This is a genomic window from Pseudoxanthomonas suwonensis J47, assembly GCF_000513955.1.
Taxonomy (GTDB): domain Bacteria; phylum Pseudomonadota; class Gammaproteobacteria; order Xanthomonadales; family Xanthomonadaceae; genus Pseudoxanthomonas; species Pseudoxanthomonas suwonensis_C.
The window spans coordinates 173,561-189,158 of record NZ_KI911331.1; the positions used below are offsets into that span (position 1 = coordinate 173,561).

The window sequence follows — 15,598 nt, forward strand, 5'->3', positions numbered from 1 at the left end:
GATCCCGAGACTTCCATGAAAGCTTTCACCACCCATACCGGCCTGGTCGCCCCGCTGGACCGCGCCAACGTCGATACCGACCAGATCATCCCCAAGCAGTTCCTCAAGTCGATCAAGCGCACCGGCTTCGGCCCGAACCTGTTCGACGAGTGGCGCTACCTGGACATCGGCCAGCCTGGCCAGGACAACAGCAAACGCCCGCTCAACCCGGACTTCGTGCTGAACTTCCCGCGCTATGCAGGCGCCAGCGTGCTGCTGGCGCGCGAGAACTTCGGCTGCGGCTCCTCGCGCGAGCACGCGCCGTGGGCGCTGGACGAGTACGGCTTCCGCGCGATCATCGCGCCGAGCTTCGCGGACATCTTCTACAACAACAGCTTCAAGAACGGCCTGCTGCCGATCGTGCTGAAGGTCGAGGAAGTCGACGAGCTGTTCCGCCAATGCGAGGCCACCGAAGGCTACCGCCTGACCGTGGACCTGGCCACGCAGACGGTGACCCGCCCGGACGGCGTGCAGTACACCTTCGGGATCGATGCCTTCCGCAAGCACTGCCTGCTCAACGGCCTGGACGACATCGGGCTGACCCTGCAGGAGAAGGACGCGATCGTGGCCTTCGAGGCGCGCCACCGCGCGGCGCAGCCGTGGCTGTTCGGGGCGGGTTGACCGCCCCTGGCAGCGGACCTCTCACTTCACCGCTGGCAGCAGCTTCCCGGTCAGCAGGCGGAAGGTGAGCCGGGGCGCGTTGGGCACCTGGTAGCTGGTGGTGGTGACGACCACCACCATGTCCTGCGCCGGGAAGACCCGCACCGTGTTGCCGTCGGTGCCGTTCATCGCGAACGAATCGAACGCGCGTCCCTGGCTGGTCTCGTGGTGCAGCCACCACAGGTAGCCGTAGTCGATGCCGTCCTCGATGCGCGCATGTGGGCGCGTGGATTCGGCCACCCACGCCGCCGGCACCAGCTGGCGGCCGTTCCATTCGCCGCCGCGGCGGTACAGCTCGCCCAGCGCGAGCAGGTCGCGGCTGCGCAGGGACAGGCCGCCGCCGGCCTGGGCCAGCCCCAGCGGCGAGAACTCCCAGGCCGGGGCCTCGATGCCCAGTGGGCCGAACAGCTTCTCCTGCGCGCAGTCCTGCAGCGGCCGGCCGACGGCCTCCTGGATCGCCGCGCCCAGCGTGGTTACTCCGGCGGTGCAGTAGCGGAAGCTGCGCCCGTACGGCGCGTCGTCCGGCCGCGTCATCCACGCGGCGAAGCCCTGGATCGGCAGGTCCAGGTAGAAGCCGACCCAGTCCTCGACCAGGTACATGCGTTCCTCGTTGCCGCGCGACCACTGGTTCCAGTCGTCGCATTCCAGCAGCGAGGACATGGTCATCAGGTCCTCGACGGTGATCGCGTCCTTGCGCGGATCCGGGTTGGCTGGCGGCGGCCGGTGCAGTAGCGGCAATACCGGCGTCTGCGCATCGAGCCTGCCTTCGCCGCGGGCGATGCCGGCGAGCATGCCGGCGACGGTCTTGGTGGCCGAGCGCGTGTTGCGCAGGGCTTCGGCGCCGCCTTCGTCGAAATAGCGCTCGTAGACCAGCACGCCATCGCGGGCCACCAGCACGCTGGTGACCTCGGCGAAGTCGCCGGCTTCGATCGCGCGTTCCATGTCGGCGAGGGCCGCCGGGTCGAGTCCGTGTTCGGCGGGCGGTTCGACGCGCCAGGCCGGCTGGGCCGACGCGATGGGGGCGAGCAGGGCGAGGAGCGGGACGAACGGGAAGCAGCAGCGGCGCATGCGTGACTCCGGCAGTCTGGGAGGAGCGGAGGCTGGCACGAAGCGGCCCGCGCGGCAGGGGGGCGTGCGACGGAACCGGAGGCGGGCCGACGGAGCGGGGGAAGAGCGGGGTGGAACGGCGGGCCGGCCCGCCGCCGGATGCCGGGTTGGGCCAGTCGCCGCGCCGGCGCGGGCGCCTAGTACACGCCCTGCGCCAGCATCGCATCGGCCACCTTCACGAAGCCGCTGATGTTGGCGCCGTCCACGTAGTTGACCGAGCCGTCCCTGCGCCGGCCGTGGCGCACGCAGTTGCCGTGGATGTCCTTCATGATCGCGTGCAGGCGCTCGTCGACCTCGGCGTGGTGCCAGGACAGGCGCAGCGCGTTCTGGCTCATCTCCAGGCCGGAGGTGGCCACGCCGCCGGCGTTGGAGGCCTTGCCCGGCGCGTACAGCGTGCCGGATCCGAGGAACACGTCGACCGCTTCCAGCGTCGAGGGCATGTTCGCGCCCTCGGCCACGCAGATCACGCCGTTCTTCACCAGGGTGCGCGCATCGTCGCCGTCCAGCTCGTTCTGGGTGGCGCAGGGCAGGGCGATCTCGGCGGGGATGTGCCAGGGGCGCCTGCCGGGCAGGTAGTCGAAGCGCGGATCGTCGCCGAGTTCGGCCAGGCGGCCGCGGCGTTCGTTCTTCAGCGCCATCACCGCCTCGATGGCTTCCATGTCGAAGCCGTCGCGCGCGTACAGGGTGCCGTCCGAATCGCTGAAGGTCAGCACCCTGCCGCCCAGGTCGGTGGCCTTCGCCGCCGCGTACTGGGCGACGTTGCCGGAGCCGGAGACGAGCACGCGCGCGCCGCGGGTCGGGCGCCCGGCGTGGTGCAGCATCTGCTCGACGAAGTACACCGTGCCGTAGCCGGTGGCTTCCGGGCGCATCAGGCTGCCGCCATAGGCCAGGCCCTTGCCGGTGAACACGCAGCCGGCCTGGTTGGACAGCTTCTTCATCATGCCGGCCATGTAGCCGACCTCGCGCGCGCCCACGCCGATGTCGCCGGCCGGCACGTCGGTGTCCGGGCCGAGGTGGCGGTACAGCTCCAGCATCAGCGCCTGGCAGAAGCGCATCACCTCGCCGTCGCTCCTGCCCTTGGGATCGAAGTCCGAGCCGCCCTTGCCGCCGCCCATCGGCAGCGTGGTCAGCGCGTTCTTGAAGGTCTGCTCGAAGGCCAGGAACTTCAGGATCGACAGGTTCACCGTCGGGTGGAAGCGCATGCCACCCTTGTACGGGCCGATCGCCGAACTGTGCTGCACGCGCCAGGCGCGGTTGACCTGCACCTGGCCGCGGTCGTCGACCCAGCTGACGCGGAACTGCAGCACGCGCTCCGGTTCGACCAGGCGCTCGAGCAGGCCGTCGCGCGCGTACCCGGGGTGGCGTTCGAGGAACGGCCACAGGCTGGCCGTGACCTCCTTCACCGCTTGCAGGAACTCCGGCTGCCCGGGGTCGCGGCGCTGGACCCGTTCGAGAAAATCCTGCCTTGAGCCTGGCATGGCGCATCTCCTGGATGGCGCCCGCTGGCGGGCGCCAGCCGGGCGTGCGCGGCTCAACCCAGCCGCTCGATCACCGCCTGCGCGGCCTGCTGCGTGTCGACGGCCTGGCCCGCCGCGGCGAGGTCGGCGGTGAACACCTTCGCGTCCAGCGCCGCCGACACCGCGGCCTCGATCGACGCGGCCTCGGCCTCCAGCCCCAGCGAATGGCGCAGCAGCATCGCCGCGCTGAGGATGGTCGCGTAGGGGTTGGCGATGCCCTTGCCGGCGATGTCCGGGGCCGAACCGTGGATCGGTTCATAGATCCCGGTCCTGCCGTCGCCCAGCGAGGCCGAGGCCAGCAGGCCCAGCGAGCCGGCCAGCATCGAGGCCTCGTCGGTGAGGATGTCGCCGAACATGTTCTCGGTGACCACTACGTCGTAGGCGCGCGGCTTCGACAGCAGGTGCATGGCCATCGAGTCGACCAGCTGGTGTTCGAGGGTCACGTCCGGGAACTCCTCGCGCACGATGCGGCTGGCCACGTCGCGCCACAGGCGCGAGGTCTCCAGCACGTTGGCCTTGTCCACCGAGGTGAGGTGGCCGCGGCGGCTGCGCGCCAGAGCGGCGGCGCGGCGCACCACGCGCTCGATCTCCCCGACGGTGTAGCGGCACACGTCGCTGGCGTCGGTTTCGCTGCGGGTGCGGTCGCCGAAATAGATGCCGCCGGTCAGCTCGCGCACGATCACGATGTCGACGCCTTCCAGCAGCTCCGCCTTGATCGGCGAGGCGCCCAGCGCCGCCGGGTGCGGGCGCACCGGGCGCAGGTTGGCGAACAGGCCCAGCGCCTTGCGGATCGCCAGCAGGCCCTGCTCGGGACGCACCTTCGCGTTGGGATCGGACCACTTCGGGCCGCCGACGGCGCCGAGCAGCACCGCGTCGGCGCCCCTGGCGGCTTCCAGCGTGGATTCCGGCAGCGGCACGCCGTGGCGGTCGATGGCGACGCCGCCGATGTCGTGTTCCTGGAAGGCGAAGCTGTGGCCGTGGCGGCGGGCGACGGCTTCGAGGACGGGCAGGGTGGCCGAGACGATCTCCGGGCCGATGCCGTCACCAGGCAGGACGACGATGTTGGCGTGCATTGGGTTCTCGTGTTGGAGCTGCGGGAAAGTCGTTCGTGGGTGGTCGCGGCGTCGCCGGGCTTGCGGCGTCAGCCGCCCGCGGGCGTGGCCTCGCCGTCCGCCACTGCCGCGTCCGTCTTCGGCGCGAAGGCGCCGGCATGCGGGGCCGGGGCGCCGTTGTGCGGCCACGGCGTGTCGGCGGCGCGGCGCGCCAGGGCGCGGTGCACGGCGGCATCGAAGGTCAGCGTGGCGGCGGGATTGCTTTCGGCGATCGGCATCGGAATGTCCGCGGTTGCAGGCGGCGCCGGGAGGCGTCGCGTGGATGGATGTGATGGGCGCAGGCGTGGCCCGGCCGGATGCCGGGCCGGGCGCCAGCGTCAGGCGGTGGCGAACTGTTCGCTGGCGGCGCCGCGGCGTTGCCGCAGCAGGCGGTTGGCCACGTCCAGCCAGGCCAGCGCGCTGGCCTCGATGATGTCGCGGCTGGTGCCGGTGCCGTCGTACTCGGTGTCGCCGTGGCGCACGCTGAGGTTGGCCTCGCCGCGCGCATCGGTGCCCAGGCCGACGCTGTGTACCTGGTAGCTCTCCAGGCTCAGCTGCACGCCGGTGGCCGCGGCCAGCGCCGCGAACAGGGCGTCGACCGGGCCATCGCCCTCGGCGGTCTCGCGTACGCGCTGGCCTTCCGGATCGGACAGCTCGACCGTGGCGCTGGCGCGCTGGCCGGCGTCGCTGACCGTCATCGAGGCCAGGCGGTAGCCCTCGCCGTCGCGGGTGTCCTGCATCAGCGCCTGCAGGTCGGTGTCGGTGACCACGCGCTGCTGCTCGCACAGCGCCTTGAACTGGGCGAAGACCAGTTCCAGCTCGGCCTCTTCCAGGTAGTAGCCCAGCGCACGCAGGCGCTGCTCGACCGCGGCGCGGCCGCTGTGGCGGCCCAGCACCATCTGCGTGTCCGGCCAGCCCACGTCCTGCGGGCGCATGATCTCGTAGGTGCCGCGGTGGCGCAGCATGCCGTGCTGGTGGATGCCCGACTCGTGGGCGAAGGCATTGCTGCCGACCACGGCCTTGTTGCGCTGGACCGGCATGCCGATCAGGCGCTGCAGCAGCTGCGAGGTCGGGACCAGGCGGCGGGTGTCGACGCCGGTATCGGCCTCGAAGAACGCGTTGCGCACCTTCAGCGCCATCACGATCTCCTCCAGCGCGCAGTTGCCGGCGCGCTCGCCGATGCCGTTGATGGTGCACTCGACCTGGCGGGCGCCGCCCTCGATCGCGGCCAGGGTGTTGGCCACGGCCAGGCCCAGGTCGTTGTGGCAGTGCGCGCTGAAGACCACGTCGCCGGCGCCCGGCACCTGCGAGATCAGGCGCTGGAACAGGCCGCGGATCTCCTCCGGCGTGGTGAAGCCGACGGTGTCGGGGATGTTGATGGTGGTGGCGCCTGCGGCAATCGCCGCGGCCACGACCTCGTGCAGGAAGTCCTCCTCGGTGCGGGTGCCGTCCTCGGTGGAGAACTCGATGTCGTCGATGTGGCCCCGGGCGAAGGTGATGCTCTCGACCACCCGGTCCAGCACCTGCTGGCGGCTCATGCGCAGCTTGTGCTCGCGGTGCAGCGGGCTGGTCGACAGGAACACGTGCAGGCGCGGGCGGGCGGCGGCCTCCAGGGCACGCAGGGAGATGTCGATGTCGGACTGCAGGCAGCGCGACAGCACCGCCAGGGTCGGTTCGCGGATCTCGCGGGCGATCAGGGCCATGGCCTCGCGGTCGGACTGCGAGCTGGCCGGGAAGCCGGTTTCGATGATGTCCACGCCCAGGTCGGCCAGGGCGCGGGCCATCACCAGCTTCTGCGGCGGGGTCATGCTGCAGCCGGGGGACTGCTCGCCATCGCGCAGGGTGGTATCGAACACCCGGATTCGGGCCGGGGAGACCTGGGGGTTGGCTTGGGACTGTTGCGCGTTCACCAGGTGAACTCCTCTTCGCTGACTGGCCGGGGCGCGTGCGGCGCCATCGGGGCTGAAATGGTGGTGGGGTGGAACAGGTTAGCGGCTGGGCGTCGCCTGGGCACCGCGTTCTTCCCTCCCGGAAGCGCGGTGCCCTCCGGGTCGGCGGCGGCGAGCCCGGCGGTGCGTCGGCGCGGTTTGCGCGGCGGCCGCGGCCGCACCTCGGAAAGCAGGGCGGCCAGGGTGACCGCGTCGATGTTGCCGCCGGAGACGACCGCGCACTTGCGCTTGCCGGCGACGCGGCGGCCGGCGGCCAGGGCCAGGGCGCCGGCGCCCTCGGCGATCAGGTTCTCCTCCAGGGCCAGCCGCACCAGGGTCTCGCGCAGCTCGGCCTCGCGCACGACGACCACGTCGTCGAGCAGGCGCGCGCACAGGCGGCGGGTGATGAAGCCCGGCACCTTGACCCGCACGCCGTCGGCCAGCGAGGGCACCGGGTCGATCTCGCGGACGTCGCCGCGGATCGCGCGGGCCATCGAATCCACGCCCTCGACCTGGGCGCCGACCACGCGTACGCCCTGCGACTTCAGCGCCAGGGCCACGCCGGAGGCCAGGCCGCCGCCGCCGATCGGGACGATGACCACGTCCGGCGCGTAGGGCGCGATCTCGATGCCGATCGTGCCCTGGCCGGCGATCACGTCCGGGTCGTCGAACGCGGACAGGAAGCGGTAGTCGTTCTGTTCGGCCAGCTGGCGGGCGAAGGCGTAGGCCTCGTCGTAGCTGTCGCCGTGCTGGCGCACGGTCGCGCCCCAGTGGGCGACGCCGGCGATCTTGGTCTGCGGCGCGCCGTGCGGCATCACCGTGATCGCCTGCACGCCCAGGCGGTAGGCGGCCCAGGCCACGCCCTGGGCGTGGTTGCCGGCCGAGGCGCAGATCACCGGGCGGTGGTCGCCGCGCTCCTGCGCGGCCAGCATCGCGTTGAGCGCGCCGCGGACCTTGTAGGAACCGGTGCGCTGCAGGTTCTCCAGCTTCAGCATCACGCCGAAGCGCTCGGCGTGGTGCATCGGCGTCACCGGCAGGAAGCGGCGCAGCCGCGACTGCGCGGCCAGCACCTCGGCGACGCCCACGTCGAGGACACCGACGTCGCCGACGTCCGCCTCCTTCGAACCGGAGCTGGCGCGGCCGCTCTCAGGCATGGCCGCCGTCCCGCGCGAGATGTCGAAGAAGGCACCTCCGCACCACGGCCTCCGCGCGGGCGGCCATGGCGACGGGGGCGACGGCAGGCAGGCGGCCCATCACGCCGCCTCCTGCGCGCCGGTTTCCAGCGGCGCGATCTCGACCGACTCGCAGTCGTAGACCTTCTGCAGCTGGCGCTTCAGCGTTTCCGCCGGGCGGCTGCCGTCGACGACCAGCTGCAGGCGCCAGCGGCCGTCGCCGGCGTCGGCGCCGCCGCTGATGTGCCGCGGCGCGAATCCGCGGCGCTCGGTCATCCCGATCACCCGGACCAGCGCGCCCTCGACGGGCTTCAGCACCAGGTCAAGCCGGTAACGCATGCGCGGACTCCGCCTTCTGTTCGTTGGGGTTGGACTCCAGCATCTGGCTGTTGGCCGTGTTCGGCGGCACCAGCGGCCAGACGTTGGCGCGCGCATCGATCTTCACGTGCAGCAGGCCGGGGCCCGGCGCGGCCAGCAGCGCGGCCAGCGCGTCCTCGACCTCGCCGCGCTGGGTGATCGCGGTGGCGGGAATGCCGCACACCCGCGCCAGGGCGGCGAAGTCCGGGTTGTCGGACAGGTCGATCTCGCTGTAGCGCTTGTCGAAGAACAGCTCCTGCCATTGCCGGACCATGCCCAGCGAGCTGTTGTCCAGCAGGATCATCTTGATCGGCAGCTGGCAGCGGGCCACGGTGACCAGCTCCTGCACGTTCATCATGAAGCTGCCGTCGCCGGAGACCATCACCACCGGGCGGTCCGGGCAGGCGAACTGCGCGCCCATCGCCGCCGGCAGGCCGAAGCCCATCGTGCCCAGCGCGCCGGAGGTCAGGTGGTTGCGCGGATGGCTGAAGCGGCAGTGCTGCGCCACCCACATCTGGTGCTGGCCGACGTCGCAGGCGACCACCGCGTCCGGGGCCAGCTCGCTGACCCGCTTCAGCAGCGCCGGCGCGTAGATGTCCTGGCCGGGCGCGTCGTAGCGGGCGGCGTGGCGTTCGCGGTTCTTGGCGCAACGCTGGCGCCAGTCGCTCTGCGCGTGGTTGGTCGAATAGCTGCGCGCGGCGGCGGCCAGCGCACGCAGGCCGGCGCGGACGTCGCCGGGCAGGGCGATGTCGGCGGTGCGCAGCTTGGAGATCTCGTAGGCGTCGGCGTCCAGGTGGACGACCCGGGCGAACGGCGCGAACTCGGCCAGCTTGCCGGTGGCGCGGTCATCGAAGCGCGCGCCGACCACCACCAGCAGGTCCGACTCCTGCACGGCGATGTTCGCCGCGCGGCTGCCGTGCATGCCCAGCATGCCCAGGAACTGCGGGTGGTTGCCCGGCAGCGCGCCCAGGCCGCGCAGGGTCAGCACGGTGGGGATGCCGCTGGCCTCCACGAACTGGCGGAACTCGTCCACCGCATCGGCCAGGGCGATGCCGCCGCCGCCGTAGACCACCGGCTTCTCGGCGCCGGCAATCGCGGCGATGGCCTCGGCCAGCGCCGCGTCGGCCGGCGCTGGCTCGCGTTCGACCACCGCCGGCACGTGTGCCGGCAGGTGCGCCGCCGGACCGACCTGCACGTCCTTCGGCAGGTCGACCAGCACCGGGCCGGGCCGGCCCTCGCGGGCCAGGCGGAAAGCCTCGGCCAGCACGTGCGGCAGGTCGTCGACCTTCCGCACCAGGAAGCTGTGCTTGACGATCGGCATGGTCATGCCGAACACGTCCAGCTCCTGGAAGGCGTCGGTGCCCAGCAGGCTGGTGGGCACCTGGCCGGTGATGCAGACCATCGGCACCGAATCCAGCATCGCGTCGGCGATGCCGGTCACCAGGTTCGACGCGCCCGGGCCGGAGGTGGCCACGCACACGCCGACCTTGCCGCTGGCGCGGGCATAACCATTGGCGGCCAGCGCCGCGCCCTGTTCATGGCGGACCAGGATGTGGCGCAGTCCCGAGTCCACCAGCGCATCGTAGAACGGCATGATCGCGCCGCCCGGATAGCCGAAGATCGTATCCACCCCCTCGGCTTCCAGCGCGTGCGCGACCCAGGCCGCGCCATTGCGCAGCCCGGCCGCCGCTGTGGGGGAGGTGGCGTTCATGCGGCTGCGGTCCTCTGCGCGTCGGCGTCGTCGGTATCCGGCTGCGCCGCGCCGGCCTGCAGCCAGACCATCTTCGCGCGCAGCTCCTTGCCGACCTTCTCGATCGGGTGGTCCTTGTCGGCCTGCTGGAAGCGCTTGTAGTTCGGCAGGCCGGCTTCGTACTCGGCCACCCAGTTCTTGGTGAAGGTGCCGTCCTGGATGTCCTTGAGCACGTCCTTCATGCGTGCCTTGACCGAGGCGTCGATGATCCGCGGGCCGCTGACGAAGTCGCCGTACTGCGCGGTCTCGGAGATGAACTCGAGCATGCGGGTGATGCCGCCTTCGTAGAACAGGTCGACGATCAGCTTCAGCTCGTGCAGGACCTCGTAGTAGGCGATCTCCGGCTGGTAGCCGGCTTCCACCAGGGTCTCGAAACCAGCCTGGACCAGCGAGGAGGCGCCGCCGCACAGCACGGCCTGCTCGCCGAACAGGTCGGTCTCGGTCTCTTCCTTGAAGGTGGTCCTGATGACGTTGGCGCGGGCGCCACCCAGGCCGGCGGCGTAGTCCAGCGCGTACTGCTCGGCCTTGCCGGACCTGTCCTGGTAGACGGCGTAGATGCACGGCACGCCGCGACCGATCTCGTACTCGCGGCGGACCAGCGCGCCCGGGCCCTTCGGCGCGACCAGGACCACGTCCAGGTCCTCGCGCGGGGCGATCATGCCGAAGTGGACGTTGAGGCCGTGCGCGAACAGCAGCACCGCGCCCTGCTTCATGTTCGGCTCCAGCACTTCGGCGTAGAGCTTCTTCTGGACCATGTCGGGGGTCAGCACCGCGACCAGGTCGGCGTCCTTCACCGCCTCGGCAGGCGACTTGACCACGAAGCCGTCGGCCTGCGCCTTCGCTTCGGTCGGGCCGCCCGGACGCAGGCCGACGGTCACGTCGAAGCCGGAGTCGCGCAGGTTCAGCGCATGCGCGCGGCCCTGGCTGCCGTAGCCGACGATCGCGATCTTGGGAGAGGTGCTGCTGGTCATGGGTGTGGTCCTGTGCGGTAGCGGTGTGGTGAAGGGGTTGGAATGTGCCGCAATCAATTCGTTTCTGCTGTTAGCTTCCGCCGGGCCCTGAAACAAAAAACCCCGCGCCTTTCGGTGCGGGGTTTTCGGAATCTGGCGTCTTTTCTGCTTACACGCCGGTTCGTCCCGCACCTGTTGGCGAGCTAATAAGGACGAGGACAAGGACCGACGCGGAGTTCGCGTTCTGGACGTTGGCCGGTGGCGTGTGGCGGTGCAGCATGGGCCTAGGGAAGCACGCGACTTTGCGGCTTGTCAAGTAACTGTTCCGGCCGCTCTACTGTTGCACCTGCAACCGTGGAAACGCAGCACAATCCAGGTGCATGCGGAGTCCCGTTCCGCGGCCTTCCTTCCATGTCCCACGGCGCTGCAGGCGCCGCCCATCCAGCCTTCGCCCGATGCCCGAATACCGCTCCAGGACCTCCACCCACGGTCGCAACATGGCCGGGGCCCGCGCGCTGTGGCGCGCCACCGGCATGCAGGATGGCGACTTCCAGAAGCCGATCATCGCCATCGCCAACTCGTTCACCCAGTTCGTGCCCGGCCACGTCCACCTCAAGGACCTCGGCCAGCTGGTGGCGCGCGAGATCGAACGCGTCGGCGGCGTCGCCAAGGAGTTCAACACGATCGCCGTGGACGACGGCATCGCGATGGGCCACGACGGCATGCTGTATTCGCTGCCCAGCCGCGAGCTGATCGCCGACGCGGTGGAGTACATGGTCAACGCGCACTGCGCCGACGCGCTGGTGTGCATCTCCAACTGCGACAAGATCACCCCGGGCATGCTGATGGCCGCGCTGCGGCTCAACATCCCCACCGTGTTCGTCTCCGGCGGACCGATGGAGGCGGGCAAGACGCGCCTGGCCGACCACAAGCTCGACCTGATCGACGCGATGGTGATGGCCGCCGATCCGAGGGCCTCGGATGAACAGGTCGCCGCGGTGGAACGCAGCGCCTGCCCGACCTGCGGCTCGTGCTCGGGCATGTTCACCGCCAACTCGATGAACTGCCTGACCGAGGCGCTGGGCCTGTCGCTGCCGGGCAACGGCACGGTGCTGGCCACGCATGCGGACCGCGAGGCGCTGTTCAAGCGCGCCGGCGTGACCGCGGTGGAGCTGTGCCACCGCTGGTACGGCGCCGGCGACGAGAGCGCGCTGCCGCGCGGCATCGCCAGCTTCGCCGCGTTCGAGAACGCGATGGCGCTGGACATCGCCATGGGCGGCTCGACCAACACCATCCTGCACCTGCTGGCCGCGGCCCAGGAGGCGGAGGTGCCGTTCACCCTGCGCGACATCGATCGCCTGTCGCGGCGCGTGCCGCAGCTGTGCAAGGTCGCGCCGAACACGCAGAAGTACCACATCGAGGATGTGCACCGCGCCGGCGGGATCATGGCGATCCTCGGCGAACTGGCGCGCGGCGGGCTGATCGACACCAGTGTGCCGACCGTGCATTCGAAGACCCTCGGCGATGCGCTGGCGCGCTGGGACGTGGCCGCCACCGCTGACGAGGCGGTGCACACTTTCTTCAAGGCCGGCCCGGCCGGCATCCCGACCCAGGTCGCCTTCAGCCAGGCCACGCGCTGGCCGTCGCTGGACATCGACCGCGCCGGGGGCTGCATCCGCGACGTCGACCACGCCTTCTCCAGGGAGGGTGGCCTGGCCGTGCTCCACGGCAACATCGCCGTCGACGGCTGCGTGGTGAAGACCGCCGGCGTCGACGAATCGATCCTGGTGTTCGAGGGCCCGGCTCGGGTCTACGAAAGCCAGGACGCGGCGGTGAAGGGCATCCTCGGCGACGAGGTGCAGCCGGGCGAGGTGGTTGTGATCCGCTACGAAGGCCCCAAGGGCGGCCCGGGCATGCAGGAGATGCTGTATCCGACCAGCTACCTGAAGTCGAAGGGGCTGGGCAAGCAGTGTGCGCTGCTCACCGACGGCCGTTTCTCCGGCGGTACCTCGGGCCTGTCGATCGGCCACGCCTCGCCGGAAGCGGCGGCCGGTGGCGCGATCGGCCTGGTGCGCGACGGCGACCGCATCCGCATCGACATCCCCGCGCGCACCATCGACCTGCTGGTCCCGGACGAAGAGCTCGCCGCGCGTCGCGCCGAACAGGACGCCAGGGGCTGGAAGCCGGCGCAGCCGCGCGCGCGCAAGGTCAGCACCGCGCTGAAGGCCTACGCGCTGCTGGCGACCAGCGCCGACAAGGGCGCGGTACGCGACCGGGCGCTGCTGGATGGCGCCTGATCGCCTGCGCCGCATTGGCGGCGCCGCACTGGCTGCATTGACGCTGGCGCTGGCGTGGACCGGGGCCGGGGCAAGTGCGCCGGGCGACGGCAATGGCGGCGCGCCATGGGTCGTGGCCACCTACGCCTATCCGCAGCGCGACCGTGCCGCGGCGGTGCAGCCGCTGGCCGATTACCTCGCGCGCCGTTCCGGCCATGCGGTGCAGGTCAGGATCCTGCCGTCGCCCACCGCCCTGGTGGAAGCGCTGCGCGCCGGCGAGGTGGACGTGGCCGTGCCCAACCTGCACGGCTACCTGCAGGCGCGGGCGGGCGAGGGTGCCATCGTCGCGCTGCCGGTGCCCGACGTGCCGCCGGTGCAGGCCGACCGTTACCGCGCGGTGCTGGTGGCGCGCGATGGCGCCACCACGCTCGCGGATCTGCCGGAACGCGCGCGCGACCTGCGCCTGGCGCTGGTTGGCGCGGATTCGGCGTCCGGTGGTTTCGTCCCGATGGCGGCGCTCCGTGACCTGGGACTGGATCCGCGCACCGGCTTCGCCGCGCTCGACTACGCCGGCTCGCATGCCGCGGCGCTGCAGGCGGTAGCCGAGGGCCGGGCCGATGTGGCCGCGCTGGCGGCCGATGTCTACGACGCCGCGCCGCCCGAAGGCGTGCACGAACTGTGGCGTTCCGGGCCCATTCCGCCCGGGCCGCTGCTGTGCCGCGCCTCGGCCGCGGTGGACTGCGGGCAGGTCGCCGGGTGGCTGCTGCAGGCGCACAGCCAGGCTCCGGCGGTGATGGCCGCGCTGCGCGCGGGTTGGCCGGAGTTCGGCGATGCGACCGCATTCACGGTCGCGCCGCCGCTGCAGGACCTGGCCATCGACTAGGCGCGACCGGCGCGGCGGGATCGTCTATCTTCGGCCGATCCCGCAATGGTGCACCGGCATGTCCCTGCTTCGATCCTCGCTGCTCCGAACCTCCGTCCTCTGCGCCGCGCTGCTGCCGCTGGCCGCCGGCGCCGCCGACCGCATCACCGGCGAACTGTTCGCCACCCGCTCGGAAGTGATCGCGCCGCATGCGATGGCGGCCACCTCGCATCCGCTCGCCACGCAGATCGCCCTGGACGTGATGAAGCAGGGCGGCTCGGCGGTGGACGCGGCGATCGCCGCCAATGCCGCGCTCGGCCTGATGGAACCGACCGGCAATGGCATCGGCGGCGACCTGTTCGCGATCGTGTGGGATCCGAAGACTAAGAAGCTTTACGGCTACAACGGCTCCGGCCGCTCGCCGAAGTCGCTGACCCTGGAGGAGTTCCAGCGCCGCGGCCTCAAGGACATCCCGCCGCTGGGCCCGCTGCCGGTGTCGGTGCCCGGCGCGGTCGACGGCTGGTTCGCGCTGCACGGCCGCTTCGGCCGCCTGCCGATGGCCGACAACCTGGCGCCGGCGATCCGCTACGCCCGCGAAGGCCATCCGGTACACGAGGTGATCGCCTACTACTGGGACCGCTCGGTGCCGCGGCTGTCGCAGTTCCCGGGATTCAAGGAGCAGTTCACCATCGACGGCCGCGCCCCGCGCAAGGGCGAGCTGTGGAAGAACCCGAACCTGGCCGACACCCTGCAGACGATCGCCGACGGCGGTCGCGACGCGTTCTACAAGGGCGCGATCGCCCGCACCATCGATGCCTACTTCAAGGCCAACGGCGGCTTCCTGTCCTACGAGGACCTGGCCGCGCACCAGGGCGAATGGGTCGAGCCGGTCTCGACGAACTACCGCGGCTATGACGTGTGGGAGCTGCCGCCGAACAGCCAGGGCATCGCCGCGCTGCAGATGCTCAACATCCTCGAAGGCTACGACTTCTCGAAGATCGCCTTCGGTTCGCCCGAGCACGTGCACCTGTTCGTCGAGGCCAAGAAGCTGGCCTTCGCCGACCGCGCGCGCTTCTACGCCGACCCGGCGTTCCAGCCGGCACCGGTGGCGAAGCTGGTGTCCAAGGAATACGCCGCCCAGCGCCGCCAGCTGATCTCGATGGACAAGGCCCTGCGCGAGGCGCAGCCGGGCACGCCGAAGCAGCTGGAGGAGGGCGACACCATCTACCTGACCACCGCCGACGCCGACGGCATGATGGTCTCGCTGATCCAGTCCAACTACCGCGGCATGGGCAGCGGCATGGCGCCGACCGGGCTGGGCTTCATCCTGCAGGACCGCGGCGAGATGTTCGTGCTGGCCGGCTGCGATGCCGAGCCGCGGCATCCGAACTGCTACGCGCCGGGCAAGCGTCCCTTCCAGACCATCATCCCGGCCTTCATCACGAAGGACGGCAAGCCGTGGGCGAGCTTCGGCGTGATGGGCGGGGCGATGCAGCCGCAGGGCCACGTGCAGATCGTGATGAACCTGGTCGACTTCGGCATGAACCTGCAGGAGGCCGGCGACGCGCCACGCATCCAGCACGAGGGCTCGACCGAGCCGACCGGGCAGGGCACGGCGATGTCCGATGGCGGCGAGGTCAACCTGGAGACCGGCTTCCCCTACGAGACCGTGCGCGCGCTGATGCGCAAGGGCCACCGCATCATCTTCGCCGACGGGCCGTACGGCGGTTACCAGGCGATCCACCGCGACCCTGGCAGCGGCGTCTATTACGGCGCCTCGGAAAGCCGCAAGGACGGGCACGCGGCCGGTTACTGAGCCGCCGGTGCGCCGCGGCGCCGCGGGCATAGGAGGTATGCGCGCTGCACATGCGCGCCGCAGCGTGTAAGGT

13 protein-coding genes are annotated in these 15,598 nt (G+C 71.0%); 4 read left to right on the forward strand and 9 right to left on the reverse strand.

Annotated elements, in window-relative coordinates; all coding sequences use genetic code 11:
• Nucleotides 1–15: 15 nt before the first annotated feature.
• Nucleotides 16–660: a 3-isopropylmalate dehydratase small subunit gene (gene leuD / locus M503_RS0114195; RefSeq protein WP_028918706.1), complete on the forward strand. Its 645-nt coding sequence runs from the start codon at nucleotides 16–18 to the stop codon at nucleotides 658–660.
• A gap of 21 nt (nucleotides 661–681) precedes the next feature.
• On the opposite strand, the gene M503_RS0114200 is transcribed toward leuD, so the two are convergent.
• The 9 genes from M503_RS0114200 to ilvC form a co-directional block, all read right to left on the reverse strand.
• On the reverse strand, nucleotides 682–1,767 hold the full coding sequence (locus tag M503_RS0114200; RefSeq protein WP_028918705.1) for a serine hydrolase domain-containing protein: 1,086 nt from the start codon (nucleotides 1,765–1,767) through the stop codon (nucleotides 682–684).
• Between the two features lie 176 nt (nucleotides 1,768–1,943).
• The gene (gene gdhA / locus M503_RS0114205; protein ID WP_028918704.1) at nucleotides 1,944–3,284 is read right to left on the reverse strand and encodes an NADP-specific glutamate dehydrogenase; all 1,341 of its coding nucleotides are present in this window, start codon (nucleotides 3,282–3,284) and stop codon (nucleotides 1,944–1,946) included.
• A gap of 53 nt (nucleotides 3,285–3,337) precedes the next feature.
• Entirely contained in the window at nucleotides 3,338–4,396 is a 1,059-nt protein-coding gene (gene leuB, locus M503_RS0114210; RefSeq protein WP_028918703.1) for a 3-isopropylmalate dehydrogenase, read from the reverse strand.
• 68 nt (nucleotides 4,397–4,464) lie between these two features.
• Nucleotides 4,465–4,653 carry a hypothetical protein gene (locus tag M503_RS0114215; RefSeq protein WP_028918702.1) on the reverse strand — a complete coding sequence of 63 codons (189 nt, stop codon included), beginning with the start codon at nucleotides 4,651–4,653 and terminating at the stop codon, nucleotides 4,465–4,467.
• A gap of 99 nt (nucleotides 4,654–4,752) precedes the next feature.
• A complete protein-coding gene (locus M503_RS0114220) occupies nucleotides 4,753–6,324 on the reverse strand; it encodes a 2-isopropylmalate synthase (RefSeq protein ID WP_051414643.1) in 1,572 nt (523 codons plus the stop codon).
• Entirely contained in the window at nucleotides 6,321–7,496 is a 1,176-nt protein-coding gene (locus M503_RS0114225) for a threonine dehydratase (RefSeq protein ID WP_028928318.1), read from the reverse strand. The genes M503_RS0114220 and M503_RS0114225 overlap by 4 nt, the downstream gene beginning before the upstream one ends.
• A gap of 99 nt (nucleotides 7,497–7,595) precedes the next feature.
• Nucleotides 7,596–7,853 carry an ACT domain-containing protein gene (locus M503_RS0114230; RefSeq protein ID WP_028918700.1) on the reverse strand — a complete coding sequence of 86 codons (258 nt, stop codon included), beginning with the start codon at nucleotides 7,851–7,853 and terminating at the stop codon, nucleotides 7,596–7,598.
• Entirely contained in the window at nucleotides 7,837–9,582 is a 1,746-nt protein-coding gene (gene ilvG / locus M503_RS0114235; protein ID WP_028918699.1) for an acetolactate synthase 2 catalytic subunit, read from the reverse strand. Before ilvG ends, M503_RS0114230 begins: the two co-directional genes overlap by 17 nt.
• Complete coding sequence (gene ilvC, locus M503_RS0114240) at nucleotides 9,579–10,592, reverse strand: ketol-acid reductoisomerase (RefSeq protein WP_028918698.1); 1,014 nt, start codon at nucleotides 10,590–10,592, stop codon at nucleotides 9,579–9,581. Before ilvC ends, ilvG begins: the two co-directional genes overlap by 4 nt.
• Nucleotides 10,593–11,026: 434 nt before the next feature.
• Here ilvC and ilvD point away from each other — a divergent pair, with 434 nt between their 5' ends.
• The 3 genes from ilvD to ggt are packed head-to-tail and all read left to right on the forward strand — an operon-like array spanning nucleotide 11,027 to nucleotide 15,525.
• Nucleotides 11,027–12,868: a dihydroxy-acid dehydratase gene (ilvD, locus tag M503_RS0114245; RefSeq protein WP_028918697.1), complete on the forward strand. Its 1,842-nt coding sequence runs from the start codon at nucleotides 11,027–11,029 to the stop codon at nucleotides 12,866–12,868.
• Entirely contained in the window at nucleotides 12,858–13,730 is an 873-nt protein-coding gene (locus M503_RS0114250) for a phosphate/phosphite/phosphonate ABC transporter substrate-binding protein (protein ID WP_081721069.1), read from the forward strand. The genes ilvD and M503_RS0114250 overlap by 11 nt, the downstream gene beginning before the upstream one ends.
• Nucleotides 13,731–13,788: 58 nt before the next feature.
• Complete coding sequence (gene ggt / locus M503_RS0114255; RefSeq protein ID WP_155952079.1) at nucleotides 13,789–15,525, forward strand: gamma-glutamyltransferase; 1,737 nt, start codon at nucleotides 13,789–13,791, stop codon at nucleotides 15,523–15,525.
• The last annotated feature ends 73 nt before the right edge of the window (nucleotides 15,526–15,598 follow it).

What these genes read in the sequence shown, in the direction of transcription:
- leuD (WP_028918706.1), top strand. Translation starts at nt 16, where the DNA reads ATGAAAGCTTTCACCACCCATACCGGCCTGGTCGCCCCGCTGGACCGC.
- M503_RS0114200 (WP_028918705.1), bottom strand. Translation starts at nt 1,767, where the DNA reads ATGCGCCGCTGCTGCTTCCCGTTCGTCCCGCTCCTCGCCCTGCTCGCC.
- gdhA (WP_028918704.1), bottom strand. Translation starts at nt 3,284, where the DNA reads ATGCCAGGCTCAAGGCAGGATTTTCTCGAACGGGTCCAGCGCCGCGAC.
- leuB (WP_028918703.1), bottom strand. Translation starts at nt 4,396, where the DNA reads ATGCACGCCAACATCGTCGTCCTGCCTGGTGACGGCATCGGCCCGGAG.
- M503_RS0114215 (WP_028918702.1), bottom strand. Translation starts at nt 4,653, where the DNA reads ATGCCGATCGCCGAAAGCAATCCCGCCGCCACGCTGACCTTCGATGCC.
- M503_RS0114225 (WP_028928318.1), bottom strand. Translation starts at nt 7,496, where the DNA reads ATGCCTGAGAGCGGCCGCGCCAGCTCCGGTTCGAAGGAGGCGGACGTC.
- M503_RS0114230 (WP_028918700.1), bottom strand. Translation starts at nt 7,853, where the DNA reads ATGCGTTACCGGCTTGACCTGGTGCTGAAGCCCGTCGAGGGCGCGCTG.
- ilvG (WP_028918699.1), bottom strand. Translation starts at nt 9,582, where the DNA reads ATGAACGCCACCTCCCCCACAGCGGCGGCCGGGCTGCGCAATGGCGCG.
- ilvC (WP_028918698.1), bottom strand. Translation starts at nt 10,592, where the DNA reads ATGACCAGCAGCACCTCTCCCAAGATCGCGATCGTCGGCTACGGCAGC.
- ilvD (WP_028918697.1), top strand. Translation starts at nt 11,027, where the DNA reads ATGCCCGAATACCGCTCCAGGACCTCCACCCACGGTCGCAACATGGCC.
- M503_RS0114250 (WP_081721069.1), top strand. Translation starts at nt 12,858, where the DNA reads ATGGCGCCTGATCGCCTGCGCCGCATTGGCGGCGCCGCACTGGCTGCA.
- ggt (WP_155952079.1), top strand. Translation starts at nt 13,789, where the DNA reads ATGTCCCTGCTTCGATCCTCGCTGCTCCGAACCTCCGTCCTCTGCGCC.